The organism is Bacillus sp. FSL W8-0519, assembly GCF_038005585.1.
In the GTDB taxonomy this organism is placed as follows: Bacteria; Bacillota; Bacilli; order Bacillales; family Bacillaceae_G; genus Bacillus_A; species Bacillus_A paranthracis.
Genome location: NZ_JBBOTL010000001.1, coordinates 4,058,469 through 4,076,062 on the forward strand (window position 1 = coordinate 4,058,469; position 17,594 = coordinate 4,076,062).

At 36.3% G+C, this 17,594-nt stretch carries 23 protein-coding genes; all 23 read right to left on the reverse strand.

Annotated features, from left to right (window positions below):
* Nucleotides 1-11: 11 nt before the first annotated feature.
* Complete coding sequence (locus tag NST14_RS21260) at nt 12-884, reverse strand: phage distal tail protein (RefSeq protein WP_048548306.1); 873 nt, start codon at nt 882-884, stop codon at nt 12-14.
* Nucleotides 881-5,869 (reverse strand): phage tail tape measure protein, encoded by a 4,989-nt coding sequence (locus NST14_RS21265; protein ID WP_153012454.1) that lies wholly within the window; start codon nt 5,867-5,869, stop codon nt 881-883. The genes NST14_RS21260 and NST14_RS21265 overlap by 4 nt, the downstream gene beginning before the upstream one ends.
* Before the next feature lie 15 nt (nt 5,870-5,884).
* Entirely contained in the window at nt 5,885-6,025 is a 141-nt protein-coding gene (locus NST14_RS21270; RefSeq protein ID WP_046941685.1) for a LysR family transcriptional regulator, read from the reverse strand.
* Nucleotides 6,026-6,042: 17 nt separating this feature from the next.
* Complete coding sequence (gene gpG / locus NST14_RS21275) at nt 6,043-6,438, reverse strand: phage tail assembly chaperone G (RefSeq protein ID WP_046941683.1); 396 nt, start codon at nt 6,436-6,438, stop codon at nt 6,043-6,045.
* Nucleotides 6,439-6,500: 62 nt separating this feature from the next.
* Nucleotides 6,501-7,067: a major tail protein gene (locus tag NST14_RS21280; RefSeq protein ID WP_046941682.1), complete on the reverse strand. Its 567-nt coding sequence runs from the start codon at nt 7,065-7,067 to the stop codon at nt 6,501-6,503.
* 13 nt (nt 7,068-7,080) lie between these two features.
* Nucleotides 7,081-7,440, reverse strand: coding sequence for a structural protein (locus NST14_RS21285; RefSeq protein ID WP_046941681.1), 360 nt, complete (start codon nt 7,438-7,440; stop codon nt 7,081-7,083).
* Nucleotides 7,437-7,874: an HK97-gp10 family putative phage morphogenesis protein gene (locus tag NST14_RS21290; RefSeq protein WP_046941680.1), complete on the reverse strand. Its 438-nt coding sequence runs from the start codon at nt 7,872-7,874 to the stop codon at nt 7,437-7,439. The genes NST14_RS21285 and NST14_RS21290 overlap by 4 nt, the downstream gene beginning before the upstream one ends.
* Nucleotides 7,862-8,209 (reverse strand): phage head closure protein, encoded by a 348-nt coding sequence (locus NST14_RS21295; protein WP_046941679.1) that lies wholly within the window; start codon nt 8,207-8,209, stop codon nt 7,862-7,864. The genes NST14_RS21290 and NST14_RS21295 overlap by 13 nt, the downstream gene beginning before the upstream one ends.
* On the reverse strand, nt 8,196-8,471 hold the full coding sequence (locus tag NST14_RS21300) for a head-tail connector protein (protein ID WP_046941678.1): 276 nt from the start codon (nt 8,469-8,471) through the stop codon (nt 8,196-8,198). Before NST14_RS21300 ends, NST14_RS21295 begins: the two co-directional genes overlap by 14 nt.
* A gap of 8 nt (nt 8,472-8,479) precedes the next feature.
* Nucleotides 8,480-8,782, reverse strand: coding sequence for a fibronectin type III domain-containing protein (locus NST14_RS21305; protein ID WP_073536182.1), 303 nt, complete (start codon nt 8,780-8,782; stop codon nt 8,480-8,482).
* Complete coding sequence (locus NST14_RS21310; RefSeq protein ID WP_341119127.1) at nt 8,757-9,944, reverse strand: phage major capsid protein; 1,188 nt, start codon at nt 9,942-9,944, stop codon at nt 8,757-8,759. The genes NST14_RS21305 and NST14_RS21310 overlap by 26 nt, the downstream gene beginning before the upstream one ends.
* Nucleotides 9,941-10,696, reverse strand: coding sequence for a head maturation protease, ClpP-related (locus NST14_RS21315; RefSeq protein ID WP_001107318.1), 756 nt, complete (start codon nt 10,694-10,696; stop codon nt 9,941-9,943). Before NST14_RS21315 ends, NST14_RS21310 begins: the two co-directional genes overlap by 4 nt.
* Entirely contained in the window at nt 10,674-11,888 is a 1,215-nt protein-coding gene (locus tag NST14_RS21320; protein ID WP_000767176.1) for a phage portal protein, read from the reverse strand. Before NST14_RS21320 ends, NST14_RS21315 begins: the two co-directional genes overlap by 23 nt.
* A gap of 15 nt (nt 11,889-11,903) precedes the next feature.
* Nucleotides 11,904-13,676, reverse strand: coding sequence for a terminase large subunit (locus tag NST14_RS21325; RefSeq protein WP_000633617.1), 1,773 nt, complete (start codon nt 13,674-13,676; stop codon nt 11,904-11,906).
* Nucleotides 13,657-14,037, reverse strand: a complete 381-nt coding sequence (locus NST14_RS21330; protein ID WP_000357495.1) for a phage terminase small subunit P27 family — start codon at nt 14,035-14,037, stop codon at nt 13,657-13,659. The genes NST14_RS21325 and NST14_RS21330 overlap by 20 nt, the downstream gene beginning before the upstream one ends.
* A gap of 161 nt (nt 14,038-14,198) precedes the next feature.
* Nucleotides 14,199-14,561 (reverse strand): HNH endonuclease, encoded by a 363-nt coding sequence (locus NST14_RS21335; protein ID WP_001008172.1) that lies wholly within the window; start codon nt 14,559-14,561, stop codon nt 14,199-14,201.
* The gene (locus NST14_RS21340; protein WP_341119128.1) at nt 14,554-14,727 is read right to left on the reverse strand and encodes a hypothetical protein; all 174 of its coding nucleotides are present in this window, start codon (nt 14,725-14,727) and stop codon (nt 14,554-14,556) included. Before NST14_RS21340 ends, NST14_RS21335 begins: the two co-directional genes overlap by 8 nt.
* 132 nt (nt 14,728-14,859) lie before the next feature.
* Complete coding sequence (locus NST14_RS21345; RefSeq protein WP_000778977.1) at nt 14,860-15,072, reverse strand: hypothetical protein; 213 nt, start codon at nt 15,070-15,072, stop codon at nt 14,860-14,862.
* Nucleotides 15,059-15,361, reverse strand: a complete 303-nt coding sequence (locus tag NST14_RS21350) for a hypothetical protein (protein WP_073540846.1) — start codon at nt 15,359-15,361, stop codon at nt 15,059-15,061. The genes NST14_RS21345 and NST14_RS21350 overlap by 14 nt, the downstream gene beginning before the upstream one ends.
* 118 nt (nt 15,362-15,479) lie before the next feature.
* On the reverse strand, nt 15,480-15,662 hold the full coding sequence (locus NST14_RS21355; RefSeq protein WP_000443960.1) for a hypothetical protein: 183 nt from the start codon (nt 15,660-15,662) through the stop codon (nt 15,480-15,482).
* 630 nt (nt 15,663-16,292) lie between these two features.
* On the reverse strand, nt 16,293-16,835 hold the full coding sequence (locus NST14_RS21360) for a tyrosine-type recombinase/integrase (RefSeq protein WP_001055139.1): 543 nt from the start codon (nt 16,833-16,835) through the stop codon (nt 16,293-16,295).
* Nucleotides 16,832-17,305, reverse strand: a complete 474-nt coding sequence (locus NST14_RS21365; protein ID WP_001209121.1) for an ArpU family phage packaging/lysis transcriptional regulator — start codon at nt 17,303-17,305, stop codon at nt 16,832-16,834. The genes NST14_RS21360 and NST14_RS21365 overlap by 4 nt, the downstream gene beginning before the upstream one ends.
* A gap of 23 nt (nt 17,306-17,328) precedes the next feature.
* Nucleotides 17,329-17,499 (reverse strand): hypothetical protein, encoded by a 171-nt coding sequence (locus NST14_RS21370; RefSeq protein WP_000645945.1) that lies wholly within the window; start codon nt 17,497-17,499, stop codon nt 17,329-17,331.
* Between the last annotated feature and the right edge of the window lie 95 nt (nt 17,500-17,594).

The window sequence follows — 17,594 nt, forward strand, 5'->3', positions numbered from 1 at the left end:
TTTCCTTTATTTTATATTCCTATATATCTTTCTCTGAAACGTATTATAACTGTGGCGCTTTCTCTGCCTGCATTTGCACTATAATCTAGTATATTCAGTCCAATTTGTAATCTAAATTCATTCAATCGTACTCCTGGAGCAATCCAGTTGTATGCGTTTATTCTCGTTCCATCACTTTTTATTAGTTCTACTGTGTTATGCCCATATGCTGTATTGATTTCAAGACGTTCTCCTGCAAGAATATCCCGATTGATTTGTACAGATTTCATCGTTGTAAGATTCGTGATTTTTGGATTTGTACAAGGCCCAAACACCTCTATTTTAACGGGCGTTTCAACATCACCATTATTGATTACATTCTGTTTTTCCCCCTTGTACCCAAACTGCACTTTAGGACGGAATGAAAAAGGGAAACTAAATACCGGTTCCCAAGATAATAAAGGTACTTCAATATCCGTTTCGTTCTTCCAATACGGGTCTGGTGTAGTAATGTGAAGCAATCCTTGTTGTAAAATCATGAATTGTTCATCTTCTACTCTGTACTTAGGTAGATTTTCAATAATAATTGTGTTTTGAAATGTACCATGTGGCATTTGTACAGTGACTGTGAATGGCCCTGCCTTTGGATTTAACACACGATTTAAATTCCTGCGTAGTTCGAACAATTCTTTGGCGTTAGATGCTTCGATATAAAATTCAAGTGGATACTGCATCCCTTTCATCGTTACCGAAACAGGTGTAAAACCATCTTGCATATATCCTTGTGTTTGAGAAAATTCAGCTTCACTTCCCGACAGATCAATTGAAGTAAGGACATATGGTAGCAATGGTCCGAATTCCACTTTTTCTAGTCTTTGATTTTCAATTATCACTCGCTTGCTCATGATGTCCCTCCCCATGCGAAAGCAACTTCATTTAACACTCTTTGCTGCTGTCTAATCACTTCTGATGTGTCTTGATTATAAAAATGATTTACGATTTGTGCCGGCTGCCTTGTTGGTTTATCCTGGTTATTGTTGCTCTGTCTATATTGAACAACATTCGGGTTATCGGATAATATTTTTCTCCATCCAGACAGATTACCCAAATCATTGATTGAAAGACCTTCAAAACGCTCCATTTGACGCCCGATTTCCGATACCATCTTGCGTATACTCTCAGGAATGTGTGTTATCCAATCGTTTTGCCAATCTCCATCTTCAAAAATTGCATTAAAATACTTTGTTAGTGGATCATCACCTTTAAAACTAAATATTTCTTCTGGTTTAATAGAACGAATACCATCCATAGCATCCGATACTGTATCTTGCAAAGCATCTCGTACTACAGAATATTGGCTTTTAATTCCTGTAGCAATACCTTGCGCCATACGAACCCCAGCAAACGCTAAATTATTAGTATGTAGCGTATTTACAAGGGACTTATGGGCATTTTCTCCAAGAGTACGACTCTCATCTTCTGCCATGTAGGACATTTTTCTAATACCAAGCGCGAATCCCTCACTAAAAGGCTTACCACCCTGATCACGTGTTAATCTCGATGGAGAGTTTACATGAAGTGTAGCCTTTAAAGCCGAAAATGCACTTTGAGCTAAAGCTGCTGCTACATTTTTAACATTCCATTCTCCATTAGAAATACCTCGAGCAAACCCACTAGAAAACGCTTCGCCAGGGCTAATAGAACTAACACTTTTCAGACCAGAATTACCGCTTTCCGCTACATTAGAACCACTTGATCTCGCTTGACCTTTTGTATTTTCCATACCTTGGGCAAACTGGCCACCACCTTTTTGACCTTGTGGAGTACCATTGATTGTATTAAAACCAGTATGAGCCGAATTAACAGCCTCTAGAGCACTGCCCCTGATATAGCCTTTTTGATTAACAATACCGCTTCCAACACCTTGTCCACCTTGATTTCCTGCTGGGTTTCCGTTAATAGTACTAAAAGCTCCATGAGCGCTAGCAACAACCTGTAAAGCACTCCCTTTGATATAACCATCTTGACTTATTATTCCTTGTCCTAATTGGCTACCACTCTTGTTTCCACCGCCACCATCTGTAGTACTTCCCATAATACTTTCCACAGCTTGTTTCTTTCCTGTTGCCGCATTCTCAGGAGATGTATTACCAGAAATACCATTAGCTTGTGTTTGACTAATATCAAATCCAACTTGCGTTAAATCTAACTTTGCACCATTTTTAACTAGTAAAGCTATTGCTTTCGCCGCAAGTTCAGCATTAATGGATCCATTCTGCATTCCTTGAACGAGTGTCTGCACATTAAATTGTCCAGATTCCCCCAAATCCACTTGAACATTACTTTTAATGTCTAGTCCCATTGTTTGTGCAACTTGTGGTATAGATAACGCGCCGATTTGCATCCCGTTAATTAAAGTTTGAATGTTATTCTGACCTTCTTGAGTTGTATCTACATTCACACCATTTTTCACTTGCTGTTGGAAGAACTGAAATACAGTATCAAAAGATAAGGTTCCGGTTTGAAGTCCTGTAATCCATGAATCCATTGTCATTTGCCCGTAGATTCCTAAATCAATTGTGGTATTACCTTGCATGTTTTTACTTAGAAACTCTCTCACTTCACCAGTATCTTTTGTTTTAATACCATCAATCCATTTTTGCATAGACTCAATACCACTTTGTGATAGGTCCACTTTATAAACTTCTTTCAGTTTATTGGCATTTGCTATTGCTACAGCTGAAGAATCTAATTCTCCCTTTTGAAGCTTCTGTAAAAATGTATCAATTGTGAATTGTCCAGCCGGTCCTAAATCAATTTTCATTTTGCCGTCAATTTCCTTTGCCATTGATTCGGCTAATAATCTTGATGATTCTGTACCCTTTTGCAATTCAGAAAGATACATCCCTATGCTCTCAATTTTAGATTTACCATATTGCAACTCGTATCGAAGTAACTTATCTTGATAATCTTTTTCAGCTTTTTCTTGATCACTTCTAAAGCGCTGCTCCAAATCAGCCGATTTTTCACGGAATCCATATGCCGCTTTGAACCTTTCGCTCCACCCTTTATCCTCTGCTTCTATCCTTTTAGCTTGTGATGCTAAAACCTCTGAATCTTCTTCTTTCATATGTTGCTGTAACACTTTAAATCCATCATTTCTGATAGTCTGTAAGTCATTTACATGCTTTGATTCATAAAGTGCAATTGTATCTAATAAAGCTTTTCTTTTCTCAGGAAGTATATTTCCATTATTAAACATTTTTTCTACATTATCACGCCAGCCTTTAGTTTGTTTTTCTAAAGACTTCACACCTTCTTCATATACCTTTATAATGCTTTCAAAACGTTTTTTACTTGCATCTAAAGAAAGTGTGCCTCCTGACTCTATTTCTTTTGAAATAGACGTCAATTCTTTCGCTTTTGTATAAAATTGTTTAACATTTTTATCCGCCACTTGTAATGCTTGTTCGAATTTTTGAGCGAAATCCTTTGGCATTTTCAAGGTATCTCCTTGATACCTCTTAATTCCTTCTTCAAGAATTTTACCTGCCTGTGTAGCAACCTCCATTTCCTTGTCAATTGCCGCTATTACTTCATCCTTAACTTGTGTTAAAGTTTCTTTAGCGCTTTCAGGTACAACTCCCATCAGCTGACTAATCATATTATTAAAATCACTTTTCTTTCCTTCTAACTCTTTAATGACTTCATTTGTCATCCTTTGAAAAGCTTTAATAGTTTCGTCAGCTGCCTTATTTGCTTCTTCACCTGTTTTGAGTTTTAAATCCATCATATTATTAATGGCTTTATCTTTTAAATCAACATAAGCACCTGCCGCTTTACTTGTTGCATCACTTACATTCTGACCAAATTTAGCCATATTTGTTTGAGCTTGATTTGATTTTTCATTTAAATCAACTATCGCTATACCTAACGCACCTACCGCTAAAACAGCGCCTGTTATAGCTAGAGCAATCGGGTTCGCCAACAACGCCCCTATCCCCATAGCTAAGAACCCTACAGCTGTAGTTACGCCAGCTATACCAAAAGCTAACAAAGCACTTTTGGCGATCATTTGTTGCGTGGATTCGTCAAGATTATTAAACCAATCAACAACACCTTGCACACCAGATACTACATCAACTAAAATAGGTAACAACGCATCACCAAATGACTTTTTCAGAGTATCTACAGCGCCGCCTAATTGTTCAATTTTTCCTTTAGTTGTATTCATTTTTGTCTCGGCAACTTCTAATGCTGTTACCTTCGACATTTCTGTATACATATTTTTAACGCCATTAGCACCCTCTTTATAAAGTATATTAGCTGCACGAATAGCATCTGATCCAAACAATGTATACATATACGACTGTCTTTGCTCAGCCGTTAATCCTTGCATTGCCATTTGAAGAATTTCAGCAATATCGGACATTTCTTTCAAATTACCATTTGAATCGAAAAAGGCATTTGTCATAATACCCGTTTCAAAAGTTAATTTTTGAAACGCCTTCTCTGCTTTTTCAGACCCAGCCTTCACACCGGCTTGTTTTGCTGCGTATTCAGATAAAGCACCCGTTACATCTTTAAATGAATTTGAAGTTGGTTTAATACCTTTTTCTCCAAGAAACTGCATTGCTTTTCCAGTATCGATTGTTATTAATCCCAAATCACTAAACATATCATAAGCTTCATTAGATTTAGGGATTAAGTTTGCCAGCATAGTTTTTAATGAAGTACCTGCATCGGAACCTTTCAAACCATTCTGTGCAAATAACGCTAAGGCTGTAGTTGTATCTTTAAAGCTAAGTCCAACACCAGCTGCAACCGCCGAAACCATCGATAATCCAAACTTCATTTCTCCAACACTAGTGGCTGAAGCATTTGCCGCACCAGCTAATAAATCGGCTGCTTGAGCTACTGATAAATTGTCATCTTTAAATGCATTTAAAGCTGTAGAAGCAATTTCTGCTGCATCCCCCAATTCTAATTCTCCAGCTGTCGCTAAATTTAGAGCACCTTCTAAACCTCCATTTATAATGTCTGTCAGACTTACCCCTGCTTTAATTAGCTCTTCAATACCTTGTCCTGCTTCCACAGAAGAATATTTCGTTTTTTCTCCCATCTCTACAGCAAGTTCGCTAATTTTCTTCATTTCATCGCCAGTTGCGCCAGAAACTGCTTGGATATCAGCCATTTTCTGCTCGAAATTCATAGATTCTTTTACAGCCATCGCAAGTCCAGCACCAATAACACCAGTCATGGCCGCAAAGGTAGTTCCAACTTGCCCGCCAACATCCTGCATTTTATTTCCTGTATCGCGCATTCGCTCTCCAGTACGATGAAGACGATTCTGTTGCTCGGCTAATTCGCGGTTAGTTTCTCTTATTTCATTTTGAATCCGCTCCTGAGCTGTTTCAGCACGATTCATAGCAATTGTATTGTTATCAATTTGTGTATTTAATCGCTGTAATGCCTGACCATTTGATGTGTATTCAGCTTGAAGTTGCTTCAATTCTTGCTTCAACTGTTTAGCTTCTTGTGAATTACGTCCAAAGTTTTGTACAGCTTGATTATATTGTGTTTCAAGCCTTTCCATCGATGCTGCCAATGTTAAATTGGATGCTTGTAATTGTTCTTGCTTTTGTCTTGCTTGTTCAATTTTTTGACGGTAATGTTCTACCTTTTGCCCTTGCAAAGTGAATTTTTCATTCAGATGCGTTAATTTGTTTTGTAGCTGATCTACAGAACTCCCAAGTAATCTTGCACGTTCACTCGTTAAATTGAACTCTGAATCTATTAAACGTAAACCGCGATTAATACCTGCAACACCATTTTCAAATCGTTGGGTGTCAAGTGTGACCCTTGCACCAATTTCCATATCTCCAGCCATTTATTTCACCTACCTTTATAACCAAGCTGGTGCTTGATCAGCTGTTCGAACAACATTTTTATCTTCTTGCTGGTGCTTGTATCCCATTGTTTTAAAAAAGAGAACTAAATCCATTTGATTTATATCCGTTTGAGATATACCAGAATCTTGAAGCATACTATAAATACCCAACATCATTTCTGTTGGTTTGAATGGCTCCTTCTGTTTCGTGGTTTCTTTTTTTTTGATGAATTTGTCTTCGAATCAATTGCATTGATAATAGCAACCGCTTCAGCAATACGTCCTACAATTGCTAGACAAATAGAGTAAATAATTGACGTTAGAAACCAAGCATGTATGCCATCAAGAAACTCCTCTACGGTGAAGCGATTACCAAATACTTTAACCACAAATTGAGTAGCCTCTTTTAACAAATCAAACGGAACAGTTTCAGCATTTAGCTTTTCTGTCCACTCTGCCGCTGCAAACGCATCAGTAGCCGAAATAAAATTAGGTAGAAAGAATGTTTTTTTACCAATAGATAGATTTAAAATTAATTTAAACGTTTCTGTTTTTTGTGTTTCTTGCATAATTGAATCTCCTTCCATAAATAAAAGGCACAGCGTTATGCTGTACCTTTTTTATTAATTTATTAAGCGCTAGCTGGTGGGCTTGGTACCGTTTTGAACCAATTGGATGCAACTGATACATCGTAACCAACTTCTTCTTCATCTAAACGATGTCTCCAGTTCCCATCTGAACGTTGAATCGCTTTACATTTAATTTTAGCTGATTGGAAAGTTGGTTTATCTTCAGCTGTCTTGTGTTCATCTTCAGGAATTTCAAATTTAGTTTTATAGTAGCAATAAAAACGGTTTTTCCCATTATCTTTTGGAAGACGATATAATAACGCTACATATGGAGCAACGTCATTTACATTATCAATTACTTGACCTTTAATTATTTTTTTTCCTAATAATTCAGCGTAAGTAGATAATGAAATATCCGCCGTCTCTAATTCTATTTCTACACCACCAAAGGCACTAGCTGTTGCTAGTGGTCCACCTTCTGCATAAAAAGTTACAGATTCATTTTTAGGGGATGCTTTACCACTTACCGCATCTCCAATTTTCTTAGGTGTTCCATACGTAAACTTACCATCTGGTGTTTCTGTCAAAGGTGCATAATGCAAATCTCTAAAATCTACTGCAATTGCCATATTTGTTTTCCTCCTAAATTTTTAATTCCGTACGAAACCTCATACCATAATGATAGATTTTCGTATCTGGTTCATATAAATTTGCTGTTGTAATACGCTGAAACCCTATATTTTTCATAGAAGTATTTACTGCTTCTTTTAGATCACCCTTAACAGGGCTAAACGACCAGATATCTACTTGAAATAAAACAGTGCTAGCAGATTCCGCACCCTCCGCGTATCTGCTAGCACTGTTATCTAATTCAGAATAAGTAATCCATGTCTTTCCGTTATCATCACCACGAACCATATTGTAGATATATTCTCCACCAATTTTCTCTACAATAAAAGGATTCGTAAGAGCGCGTAACACATCTCTTTCTAAAAATCTCATACGATATGCAATGCCGATGCAAAGACATTTCGCATCTCATGAACTGCCTTTACTTCCGTGTGAGTTACTGTCTTTTCTATAAATCCTTTATGTGGTGGATGTGGCATTTTACTGGTTCCCCAGTTTTGGAATTTCATATAAAAGTGTGGAGAATTATCATCTTTCTCCCACCCCACACTAATTGATTTAACCCCATTCCGATTTTTTATTTTTCCGACAAGCACTTCGTCCTTTGCATGTTTACCTGTTCTCCATGATTCTTTTGGTGAAGGTGGTTTCGGATGTGCACTTACTGGACTTTCTGCCTCTAAAGCATCCCTTACTACCCCAGCACCTTTCTTTAATGCTGAGTTTTCAATTGTTTTTACACTTCTTCCTAAAGCTTCAAAACGCTGAATTGCTTCTTGTATTCCAAAGGTTGTTACTTCTGCCATATAGATCGCTCCTCGCACACCAAGCATGTCTCTTGATGTTGTTCATCAACATCTACAACAGCTTTTATTTCAAAGAGTCGGTCATCATATAAGACTCGCATTTTCGAATCAATTCCCTTACGAAATCGCATAAAAAAATTCACTGTACGCACGGCATTTTCAGTATTTCCAGCGAATATTTCATAGTTAAATCCCTTTCCAAATGGTGTTTTTGCTCTTGCCCAAACAGTGACAACATCTTCCCATTCTGGTGGAATTGGATTCCCTTCTTCATCTTTTTTATTTGTAATTTCCTTTTGAATTGTTATTCGTTTATTTAATTTACTTGGATTCATGATTATCACCGTTATTATAGTCCCTTAATTGTAATATGGTAGTTTCTAATGACTGTTTTAACGCAGGGACATTTAATGATTTATCTTGATTCTCATAGTTTAATAAAACATGTGTAATTATCGCTATTTTGTAAAGGGCTTTTTCACTTTCAGGAACACCACAACCTAGTAAAGCTTCTTTTGCTCCATCAATTAGAAGTTGAATAATCGTATCCTCTTCATTCCCATCAATTTTTAATTTTCCTTTTATAAGCTCCAGCATGCTATCACCTACGATCCTGAAGCACTTGTTTTCGCTGATAATTCAACGCTTAACGTTGAACTTAATCCGTTATTCCCAACAGCTTTCACTTGATAAGAATATGTTGTATCACCTGTTAATCCTGTATCTTTATAAGTTGTTGCTACTGACGTTCCTACTTGTTTACCATTACGTAATATTTGATATTCTCTAATGCCCCCATCATACACAACAGGAGACCAACTAATGTTGGCCGTTGTTACTGTTGTAGAATCAACTTTTAATCCTGTTGGAGTTTGGGGTGGATTAGGGTGTAGTCTGTACTTCTGCAATACGGAATGCGGATTTCAGTTTGATTTTATGGTCAAACCAAGCTGTTAACACAAATAGTTCAATACCTGTTTTCACATCTTTATCGCGATCATAAATCATATTTGGATCATAGTTGAAGTGGGAATATCGAAAATCACCCACAATAGGATTCACTGCTGAATCACAGAACTTAACTGGTTTTCCTAAAACTTGTTCTGGTTGAGCATTATATAAGGTTGCACTGCCATTAGCAAGCATTTCAATTATATCTAGATAATCAGCGTAACGCATTTTAATAGTTGCATTTGCACGGAAATCCTCATGTAAATCTGCAATTGCTGACTTAATAGCTTTGTATAAATTAGCACCTTTAATAGTTTTAATACCAGCTTTATAGAATGACATGGATTCTTCTCCTGCTTTAGGAGTTGTTGTGAATGCTACTTTTTTCTCTTTTGCTGCTAAACCACTTTCTAGTGCTTGATCTACTGTTTGTACTAAGTTTGTGTCAGTTGCTGCTAAAACAGTTTCTGAAATAGGGACAAAAATCTTGAATTTATTGCGCCCAAATATTACAACATCACCTTCAGCTTTTAATTCTTTCGCTGTTTCTGTATCAGCAATAAAATCGTCATCATCTAATGTAAATGTAACTTTGGGAATTTCAAGGTTAGTCACACTTGTAAATGTAGATACCTCTCTTAATGGATTTTTAACAAATGGCTCATGTAATAGTTCGTTCGTCATCGTACTTGGAAGAATTTTTTCTCCACCTGTGGAATTTTTATCACCAAGAGCCGCTCGCGCTTCTTGTGATAAGGTACCACCGCGAATTGTTGCCCGAACCAATTCTGCTTTCGCTGCAACTACCTTTTGTTTTGGATCTTCAATAGCTTGCAAACCAGTTCGACTTTGGAATTGTGCTTTTTGTTCAGCTTCCATCGTATCATGTTGTTCTTTAATTACATCGAAACGCATTTGTAGGTCTTTCTTAGATTGTTGTAACGCTTGAAGACTATCCATGGTTGCGGATGGATCAATTGCCTTCTGAGAAAGCTCATTCTCTACTTTTTGGAGCTGTTGACCAATAGTGGATAAATTTTGCTTTAATTCAAATAATGTATTTTTTGAAAAGTATTGAAAGTTACCAAGAGATAATCGAAATTTATTTTTCATTTTCATAAATGAATTCCTCCTAAAATTGTCTTTATATAGTCCGCATTAGCTTTCGCTTCTTCGGCAATTTTTTGTCTTTCTAACATTTCGTTGGATGGTATGTTAGCTTGTGCGTTTACTAATTGTTGTGGAACATTTTTGTATTCTTTCATCCATTTTTCATCTAGACATGCTGCCGCATTATTTTCTGAGATAATTTCATCACAAAGTCCATAATTCATTGCTTCCTCAGCTGATAACCATGTCTCTGCATCTAGTAATTGTTTTAATGTATCTTCATCTAACTTATCGCCAGCACGAGTTAAATAGTGTTGTACCATCGACTGGTTAATACGTTCAATGTCATCCGCTGCTTTACGTAACTGATTGGCATTTCCTGATGCGTATGTCCACGCATTATGAATCATCATCATTGAATTAGCATACATAATAATTTTGTCTGAAATCATTGGTAATACTGACGCACATGAAGCGCCTATTCCATCAATATAAGAGATAACCTTCGCCTGATGCCTTTGTAACATTGCGATAATAGCCATCGTTTCAAAGACAGATCCACCTGGACTATTGATGTAAAGGTTGATCGTTTCAATATCGTCACCTAATTCATCAAGTTCATTTTTGAACGTAATAGAAGATACTTCTCCATACTCTTCCCATGCATACTTTGTAATTTCTCCATAAATAAAAACATCGGCCGTTTTACCATTGGCAGATGCTTTCATTTGAAAAAACTTATTCTGTTTGTTCTTTGCCACCGTTTTTCACCCCCTTCCGTTGAGTTGGGTCCATATCAATCGGATATAGATCACCACTTACCCAAAGTTTTGAAGCATTACCACCCACAGGCGGTTCATCTTCTTTTTGACGAACATCATCTTGTGATAACCATCCACTCCTAATTGCAGCTTGATAATAAGCTGTTCTTGAAGCCGTATCACCTCTTAACAGCCCTCCAAGGTTAAATTTAAAGTAATGGCCTTCTTGCCGTTCTTTTTTATTCAGCAACTTACGGTTCATTTCTTGCTCATACTGGCGAACAATAGGAGTTAAAGTCATTTGAACAAACTGAATCATCAGCTGTTCATTACTGCTATAACTCTGTCCTTCCGTGTCATTTAAAAATGTAACCGGAACGTTAAAAACATTAGCAACCCTTGAACGAGTAATCCGTTCTGATGCTAACGTATCTGAAGCGAAGTATTTCCGCTCCATTTCTTCTATATTCACACCTGGTTCCCTGAATAAAATACCACCATTCTCTTGATAGAATCGTCTAAAATCATCAATGATTTTTTGTCTCTTGTCATTATCTACCTGTGTTGCATAATCCAAAATAAAACTATCTTTCTTCTGCATTTCTGACAAACTAAATTCTTGTACTGCCTTATCATATTCAAGAGTATTTCTCAATACATCAATTGGACAAATACCTTTCCATCTTGAAATACCTGTGATGTGTTTAACATGAAACATGTTCATATTGTGGATATAATATGTACCTTCAATCCCACGTACCTCATACCACAAATTATTATCATCAGTGTTTAAAAAAGGCGTTACATAAGCGGATTCAATAGGGATTAATGATTCCACTTGAAATCGAATGTCACGGATAATAGCTGCATATCCATTTCCAGTCTCATTTCTTGAAACTTCAATTTTATTTATCCATTCAAATCCGGTCATGTTTGGATTCGGTTCATTAATCACAACATCAGACACTTGGTTAAAAACCGTGTCATAATCCTTGTAAAGCTTTAATGGCAAAGATGCTACTGTATTAGATAATCTGCTAATCACACTAAAAATCGTCTCATTTGTAGCTAACTTCGCATTATCAATACCCCAAAACTTCCTTCCAAACCATGAAGTGAAGTCATATCCAGCACCTTTCCATCCCAATGAAGCTCCTTTAATTGCCCCCTTAACACGATTAATCAGTTTCAATTTCTCACCGCCTTTCTATTTAAAAAGATCGTTAACTGATATAAATTCAATATTTCCATCACCTTGTAATTGAGATAACATAGGGATTACTTCTGTGTGAGCATTTAAAAACGCTGCAAAACCATCAATTTTTCGATATTTACTCTGTTTAGATGGTAAAAAGTTCCCGTTCCTGTCTTCCACAAGCTTTACATTATTCATATACCAACGGAAAAGACGGTTTTTATTACTAATTATTTTTCCATCTAACAACAATTCTTTTACATCCTTTAATGCTGGGCTTAAAGTTAAATGACCTTGTCGAACTGGTTCAGTTTTAAATCCATATGCTTTCAAATCTTCATTTAAACGATAAGCATTGGCTGGATCATAAGTAATTTTCTTTATGAAATAGTGTTCAGATTGCTCAACAAACCAATCATACACATACTCATATTTCACATACTCACCAGGGATAATAGTGAGCCAACCTTTATCTTTAAACTCTTTAAAGCTAATATTTTCGTTATCACGATCAACTTTAGCCTGCGGAACCCAACTATGAGATAATACAAAAACATTTCCATCATCTAAAGGGAACTCTAAACAAGCACTTGTAAAATCTTCTGTTGCAGATAAATCATAACCTGCAACACATTCTTTACCAGCTAATCCCTTTATATCAATAACTCCTTCATTCCTTTTTAATATCTCAATACCAACAAAGGACATTTCATCATTATCAACAAAGATGTTAAATTGCTTTGTAATCCAGTCATTTTTTTCAGCATCCGTATGCTTGTCTGTATTCCAATCATCAATAAGCGATGGAAGGTCTAGCGAAACTCCCATATTAGGGTTTGCTTTAATCCATAGTTCAGGATTCTCAATTTCATCTACATTATCCATTTCAGCCATGAAATAAAACTTTCTATCTTGGTCGATAACCCCTTCCAAAACATCCGTTGCAATTTCATAGTATTGAACAAGCGGTCCTTCAAGCTGATACCCTGCTGTAGTGATATAAACAATCATTGGTTGTTTACGTGCACCACGTGATTTTTTAATAACATTGATTAACTTGAAATTCTTAAATTCATGTATTTCATCAAAAATACCAAGATGTGTATTTAATCCGTCTAGCTTCTTACTGTCAGATGCGCGAGGTTCAATTTTAGAATGCGTTTTATCATGAAAAATGCCTTTCTGATTTTCACGTAAATGCTTCCGAAGAAGGGGGGATTTTTGAACCATTGCACGACTTTCATCAAACAATTCTCCAGCTTGCTGTTTTGTATTTGCCAAAACATAAACACGAGCACCTGGCTCATTATCTTTAGCAACAGCATAATTAGACAAACCAGAAATCATTGTCGTTTTCCCATTTTTACGCCCAATAAAAATAAGGCCCTCACGAAAGCGCCTATAACCAGTATCCTTATGAATCCATCCATATAAAGAACCTATAACAAAGTGTTGCCACGGTTGAAGAACTAACCTTTTATAGTCACCTTTTGATGGACGACAAAATTTTTCGATATATCGTATTGGTCTATGAGCCTTTTCTTCATCAAATATCCAAGGAAACTCCTCAGTCCCCTGTCTCTTTAAATCATTTAGATGACGCTGACAAGACAAGATGTTTTTCTTACTAGCTATTATGTTTCCTTTCACAACTTGTTCGGCATACCATGTTGTTCTTAGTTCAGGAGATGGATCGATCAAAATATTAAAATGCTGTATCTGTTCATTTCGCCAATTTTTATACCACTTAGCTATTTCAGATGGCTTAGAAGTTGTCGTAATCATCATCAGAATCTCCAGTTAACTCTTCCTGAAGCTTTTTCCGGCTTGCCCCAGTCAACCCTAGCTCCCCTAAATATTGACGAATCTGCTGTAAATACTTAGGTATCTCTGGAATTAAAGTATGCTTAGTTAGATTTGTAGCGCCTGCTTTATTTGTATACTCCATTGTCAGACCTTCTTTTTTAACATTGGCTGCCATTTCCCTAAACATTTGATAACTGAAGGCAATCGCTTCAACTACAATTGGATCATTGATATCAGCCTTACCTTCTCCTTCTAAAACAGACCAAATACGAATCCAAGTGTCTTTTCCTACCTTCTTTAAATGAGTAGGCGGTTTCCTTTCATTCAATCCTTTATCCACGACATCACCCCACTTACATTTTATGGATAAAAAGTATCGATCTAAAATTAAAAAGCTCTTATTTTTAGGGTTTACCCCCCTTTAGAAAAACCACTTGCGCTGCACACGAAGGTGGCGTCCGGTCTGGGCGGAAGCGGATCTGAACAATAAAAGGAGGGGGGCTATATGAATTCTTTGTTCGCTTTTACTTTTACGAACTGAATCTTTCTTTTATTTTTCTTTTTCCCTCCACCCTTTTCAGGATGTTCTTTGTTGTGACATGCATTACATAAACTAATTAAGTTTTCTAATGTTAATGCAAGTTCAGGATATTCACTTCTTTCTTTGATATGATGGACCATATCAGCAGGCACTGGTATCAATGGATCATGCTTCATACACTCTTGGCAACGGTAGCTATCTCGTATCAACGCTAGCTCTCTACACCTTCGCCACGCTGTGCTATCATAGAACTTCTTCGCTTCTTTATCCCGTTTGTATTTATCGTAGAACTTTCGTTGTTGCTTGGTGTTATATTCATTCACTACCCTTTACCTCAATCGTACCTGTATCAATCCGCTTCTCTCGGCGTTGAATATCAAGGCATTTCTCACAGTAGAAAGTAGCCGATACATCTATAACATAACGATTATCTTCCAAGCAGAAAGAAGTAGTCTCGCTATCTAGTACTTGGTACTTATGCTCACACATCTACCTCACCTCATTTAAAAGAATATTCCGATTATATATTTACAAATAAATACAAGTTGTTATAATGAAATTAACATTGCCATCTGGAAAAGTGATTCGCCCCCATGCGAGTTGCTTTTCCTTTTTTTATGGCTATTGTTTTAAGAATTCATCTATTGTTTTATCGAGCAAACTAACCATTGCTTCTCTTCTTTGCTTTGGTGTTGTGTTATCTTCCATCTCATTAAAGATAGGAAGCACACTTTCTAATTTTTGTTTATCGATACGCTCATTTACAAGATCTGTCCCTAACATCGAAATGAATGTGCTGATTATAACTGCTTGTTCTTGTTTAGTTAGTTTCATTTATCTCACTTCCTTTAATTACACGACCTTGAATTGAATCAGCTGTATGATTAACTGTAGACTTCGATAACAATTTACCTTCACAATAGAGTTCCACTGTATCACTTCTATTTGTAAACTTATCCATAACCTTTTCCAACTTCTCCAACGCATCTGCACATTCGTTAGCAGCTTCAGTTACTTCTTTAATTCCTTCTAACGCCTCAGTTGTATCTACACCTACTTCAACCATTAATTTGTTATTGACCGTTCTAAAACACGCATCTGTTTCAATAGGTTCCAAGTCCATTAATATTCTTGCTTCATTGATACTTAACTTTCCTTCTTCTATTTTCTTTTGAATAAGTTCAGCTTTATTCATCAACTTTCACCACTTTCTTTCTAATTAATTCAGATTGTTTAACCACTTATTGAACATGAGTTATATCAGCTTTCGTTGCTAACGCTTCTTCTAACATATCGACCTTTCTATTCACTGCTTCTACCTTCGTTAAAACACACTCTAACGTTTGGATTAAACCTTCTTTATCTCTTTGTAAATCGTCAACTCTTTTTTCTAAATCAGCAATTATTTTTGTTATAGATTCCATCCCTCATCCTCCTCCAAAATAAAAAGCACCCGAATGGATGCTTTTCTCTCAATTATTCATTTGTATTTTAATTGTGGTACGTGAAGTTTTATTCTTCTTTGAGCTAACAACCACGACAGACACCATCGGAAAACTTATCAGGTTCTCCTAATTCTGTCTACCTAGGATGTTGTTAGCTCAAAGAAGAGCAAAAGCCCCTCTTCGCTTGAATAACATAAATTACAGTTGAATGCGAAATCAAGAAACAACTATTCATCCAATCTGCAACCATCGCCACCGGTCATGACGATCCATTTTCATTATCAGGAATTCTGTGAGAAATGTTTTCCGCCACTTCTCACAATACAAATATATCATGTTAAAAACCAAAACGTGTCCGTAAATAGTTCGCAAATAGTTCGCGTTTTTATTTCTGCGTTTTTCCGCACCGTTTTTCAGTCCCTTTTTGCATAGTTTTGAACAAATATGTTCTTTAATCCTTAGAAATGAATTCACTATAAACCATAGAGTGTTGAATTGACCTATTCCGTTTTTTCCTAGAGTAACAAGGCTTTGCTTTAATTCTTCAAAATGAATTTGACACTTTTCTTTTGTAGCTAATTCAAAAAAGACCTAAAAAAATATAGGTCTCTAGATTTTAAATTTCTTTTGATAATCATTTAGCGTATCTTGTTCTATCCCAATGTACCTTAGCGTTTCTTTTTGATCAGTATGGTTGAGCATTTGTTGTAACACTGCCACATCTTTAAACTGCTTATAGTGATGGTATCCATATGTTTTTCGGAGAGAATGCGTCCCAATACGTTCTAAGCCAAACTCTTTTGCTGCTTGGTTCAATATGATGTAGGCCATGGATCGAGTAATTGGTTTATTCTTACCATTCCTACTCTTAATAAGAAACTCATTTTTCGGTCGCCCTTTCGCATACTCACGTATTGCCTTCTTTAATTCTGGAGGCATCTTCACTTCCTTTACCTTCTTTGTCTTCTTTTCACGAATAAAGATACTCCAACCCTCCACATCACGAATGCGAAGACGTAATATATCCGATATGCGTAATCCTGTATTAATACCAAGAAGGAACAGAATGTAGTTTCTTTCATTCTGCTCCTTGAAAAACTCCTTCATTTCCTGGATTGCTTCCCTATCTCTAATGGGCTGAACAAGATTCATACATTCTTCACCTCCTCCTTACGTTTTGCTTTCTTCTTGTATACTTCCACTTTTAAATTAAACGCTAAACGTAGTAACGCTGAACCTTTTAACTTATAATACTTTGTCTTTCCTACACCTAATTCAAGCCAAATATTTAAATCTGATTCAATTTCTTCTTCCATATAGCTTTTAAAAATAATATATCTTTCATCAGGTTTTAACGTATTCACAGCTTGATGTACCCAATCCATGTATTCTTTTCTTTGTTGCTCTAGTTCAATTCTTTCAATAGCAATGTCTTCAGTAGAACTATGGAATTGATTTGTAAATGTCGGAGGAACCTCTGAAAACATTGTCGTTACTTTCGGCATTAGATTACTTGGCAATGTATTCAAATACTCACGATAATTCTCCAACACTTCTTCTACCGCTTTCTTTGTTTTCTTTGTATCAACAACTGGCATATTAAAAAATAACTGTTCTCTCATTTTGAGTTCCTCCTTAAATAATTTTACTTTTGTCTTAAAGCTCCGCGTCTACGTTCATAACGCGGACCACGAATCCCCATTAAATCTTCAATGTCACGAGTACTTAATTTTTCTTTTCTTTTTTTCTGGTTTTTCTTCTTTCCTTGCTTGGATTGCTTTTTCCATTCACGTAATTGATCTCTTAGTGCCTTCATTTCCCCATCTCCCTTTTCAAAATAAAAAGGACACCTATTCCTAAAACAGCCTTAATTGCCGCTTTAATGAATTGGTGTCCTCTAGTTTTCTAGCC

What these genes read in the sequence shown, in the direction of transcription:
- NST14_RS21350 (WP_073540846.1), bottom strand. Translation starts at nt 15,361, where the DNA reads ATGGACTTGGAACCTATTGAAACAGATGCGTGTTTTAGAACGGTCAAT.
- NST14_RS21295 (WP_046941679.1), bottom strand. Translation starts at nt 8,209, where the DNA reads ATGAATCCAAGTAAATTAAATAAACGAATAACAATTCAAAAGGAAATT.
- gpG (WP_046941683.1), bottom strand. Translation starts at nt 6,438, where the DNA reads ATGCAAGAAACACAAAAAACAGAAACGTTTAAATTAATTTTAAATCTA.
- NST14_RS21370 (WP_000645945.1), bottom strand. Translation starts at nt 17,499, where the DNA reads ATGAAGGCACTAAGAGATCAATTACGTGAATGGAAAAAGCAATCCAAG.
- NST14_RS21365 (WP_001209121.1), bottom strand. Translation starts at nt 17,305, where the DNA reads ATGAGAGAACAGTTATTTTTTAATATGCCAGTTGTTGATACAAAGAAA.
- NST14_RS21355 (WP_000443960.1), bottom strand. Translation starts at nt 15,662, where the DNA reads ATGGAATCTATAACAAAAATAATTGCTGATTTAGAAAAAAGAGTTGAC.
- NST14_RS21340 (WP_341119128.1), bottom strand. Translation starts at nt 14,727, where the DNA reads ATGTGTGAGCATAAGTACCAAGTACTAGATAGCGAGACTACTTCTTTC.
- NST14_RS21290 (WP_046941680.1), bottom strand. Translation starts at nt 7,874, where the DNA reads ATGGCAGAAGTAACAACCTTTGGAATACAAGAAGCAATTCAGCGTTTT.
- NST14_RS21310 (WP_341119127.1), bottom strand. Translation starts at nt 9,944, where the DNA reads ATGAAAATGAAAAATAAATTTCGATTATCTCTTGGTAACTTTCAATAC.
- NST14_RS21260 (WP_048548306.1), bottom strand. Translation starts at nt 884, where the DNA reads ATGAGCAAGCGAGTGATAATTGAAAATCAAAGACTAGAAAAAGTGGAA.
- NST14_RS21285 (WP_046941681.1), bottom strand. Translation starts at nt 7,440, where the DNA reads ATGAGATTTTTAGAAAGAGATGTGTTACGCGCTCTTACGAATCCTTTT.
- NST14_RS21345 (WP_000778977.1), bottom strand. Translation starts at nt 15,072, where the DNA reads ATGAAACTAACTAAACAAGAACAAGCAGTTATAATCAGCACATTCATT.
- NST14_RS21325 (WP_000633617.1), bottom strand. Translation starts at nt 13,676, where the DNA reads ATGATTACGACAACTTCTAAGCCATCTGAAATAGCTAAGTGGTATAAA.
- NST14_RS21270 (WP_046941685.1), bottom strand. Translation starts at nt 6,025, where the DNA reads ATGCTTCAAGATTCTGGTATATCTCAAACGGATATAAATCAAATGGAT.
- NST14_RS21280 (WP_046941682.1), bottom strand. Translation starts at nt 7,067, where the DNA reads ATGGCAATTGCAGTAGATTTTAGAGATTTGCATTATGCACCTTTGACA.
- NST14_RS21360 (WP_001055139.1), bottom strand. Translation starts at nt 16,835, where the DNA reads ATGAATCTTGTTCAGCCCATTAGAGATAGGGAAGCAATCCAGGAAATG.
- NST14_RS21265 (WP_153012454.1), bottom strand. Translation starts at nt 5,869, where the DNA reads ATGGCTGGAGATATGGAAATTGGTGCAAGGGTCACACTTGACACCCAA.
- NST14_RS21300 (WP_046941678.1), bottom strand. Translation starts at nt 8,471, where the DNA reads ATGCTGGAGCTTATAAAAGGAAAATTAAAAATTGATGGGAATGAAGAG.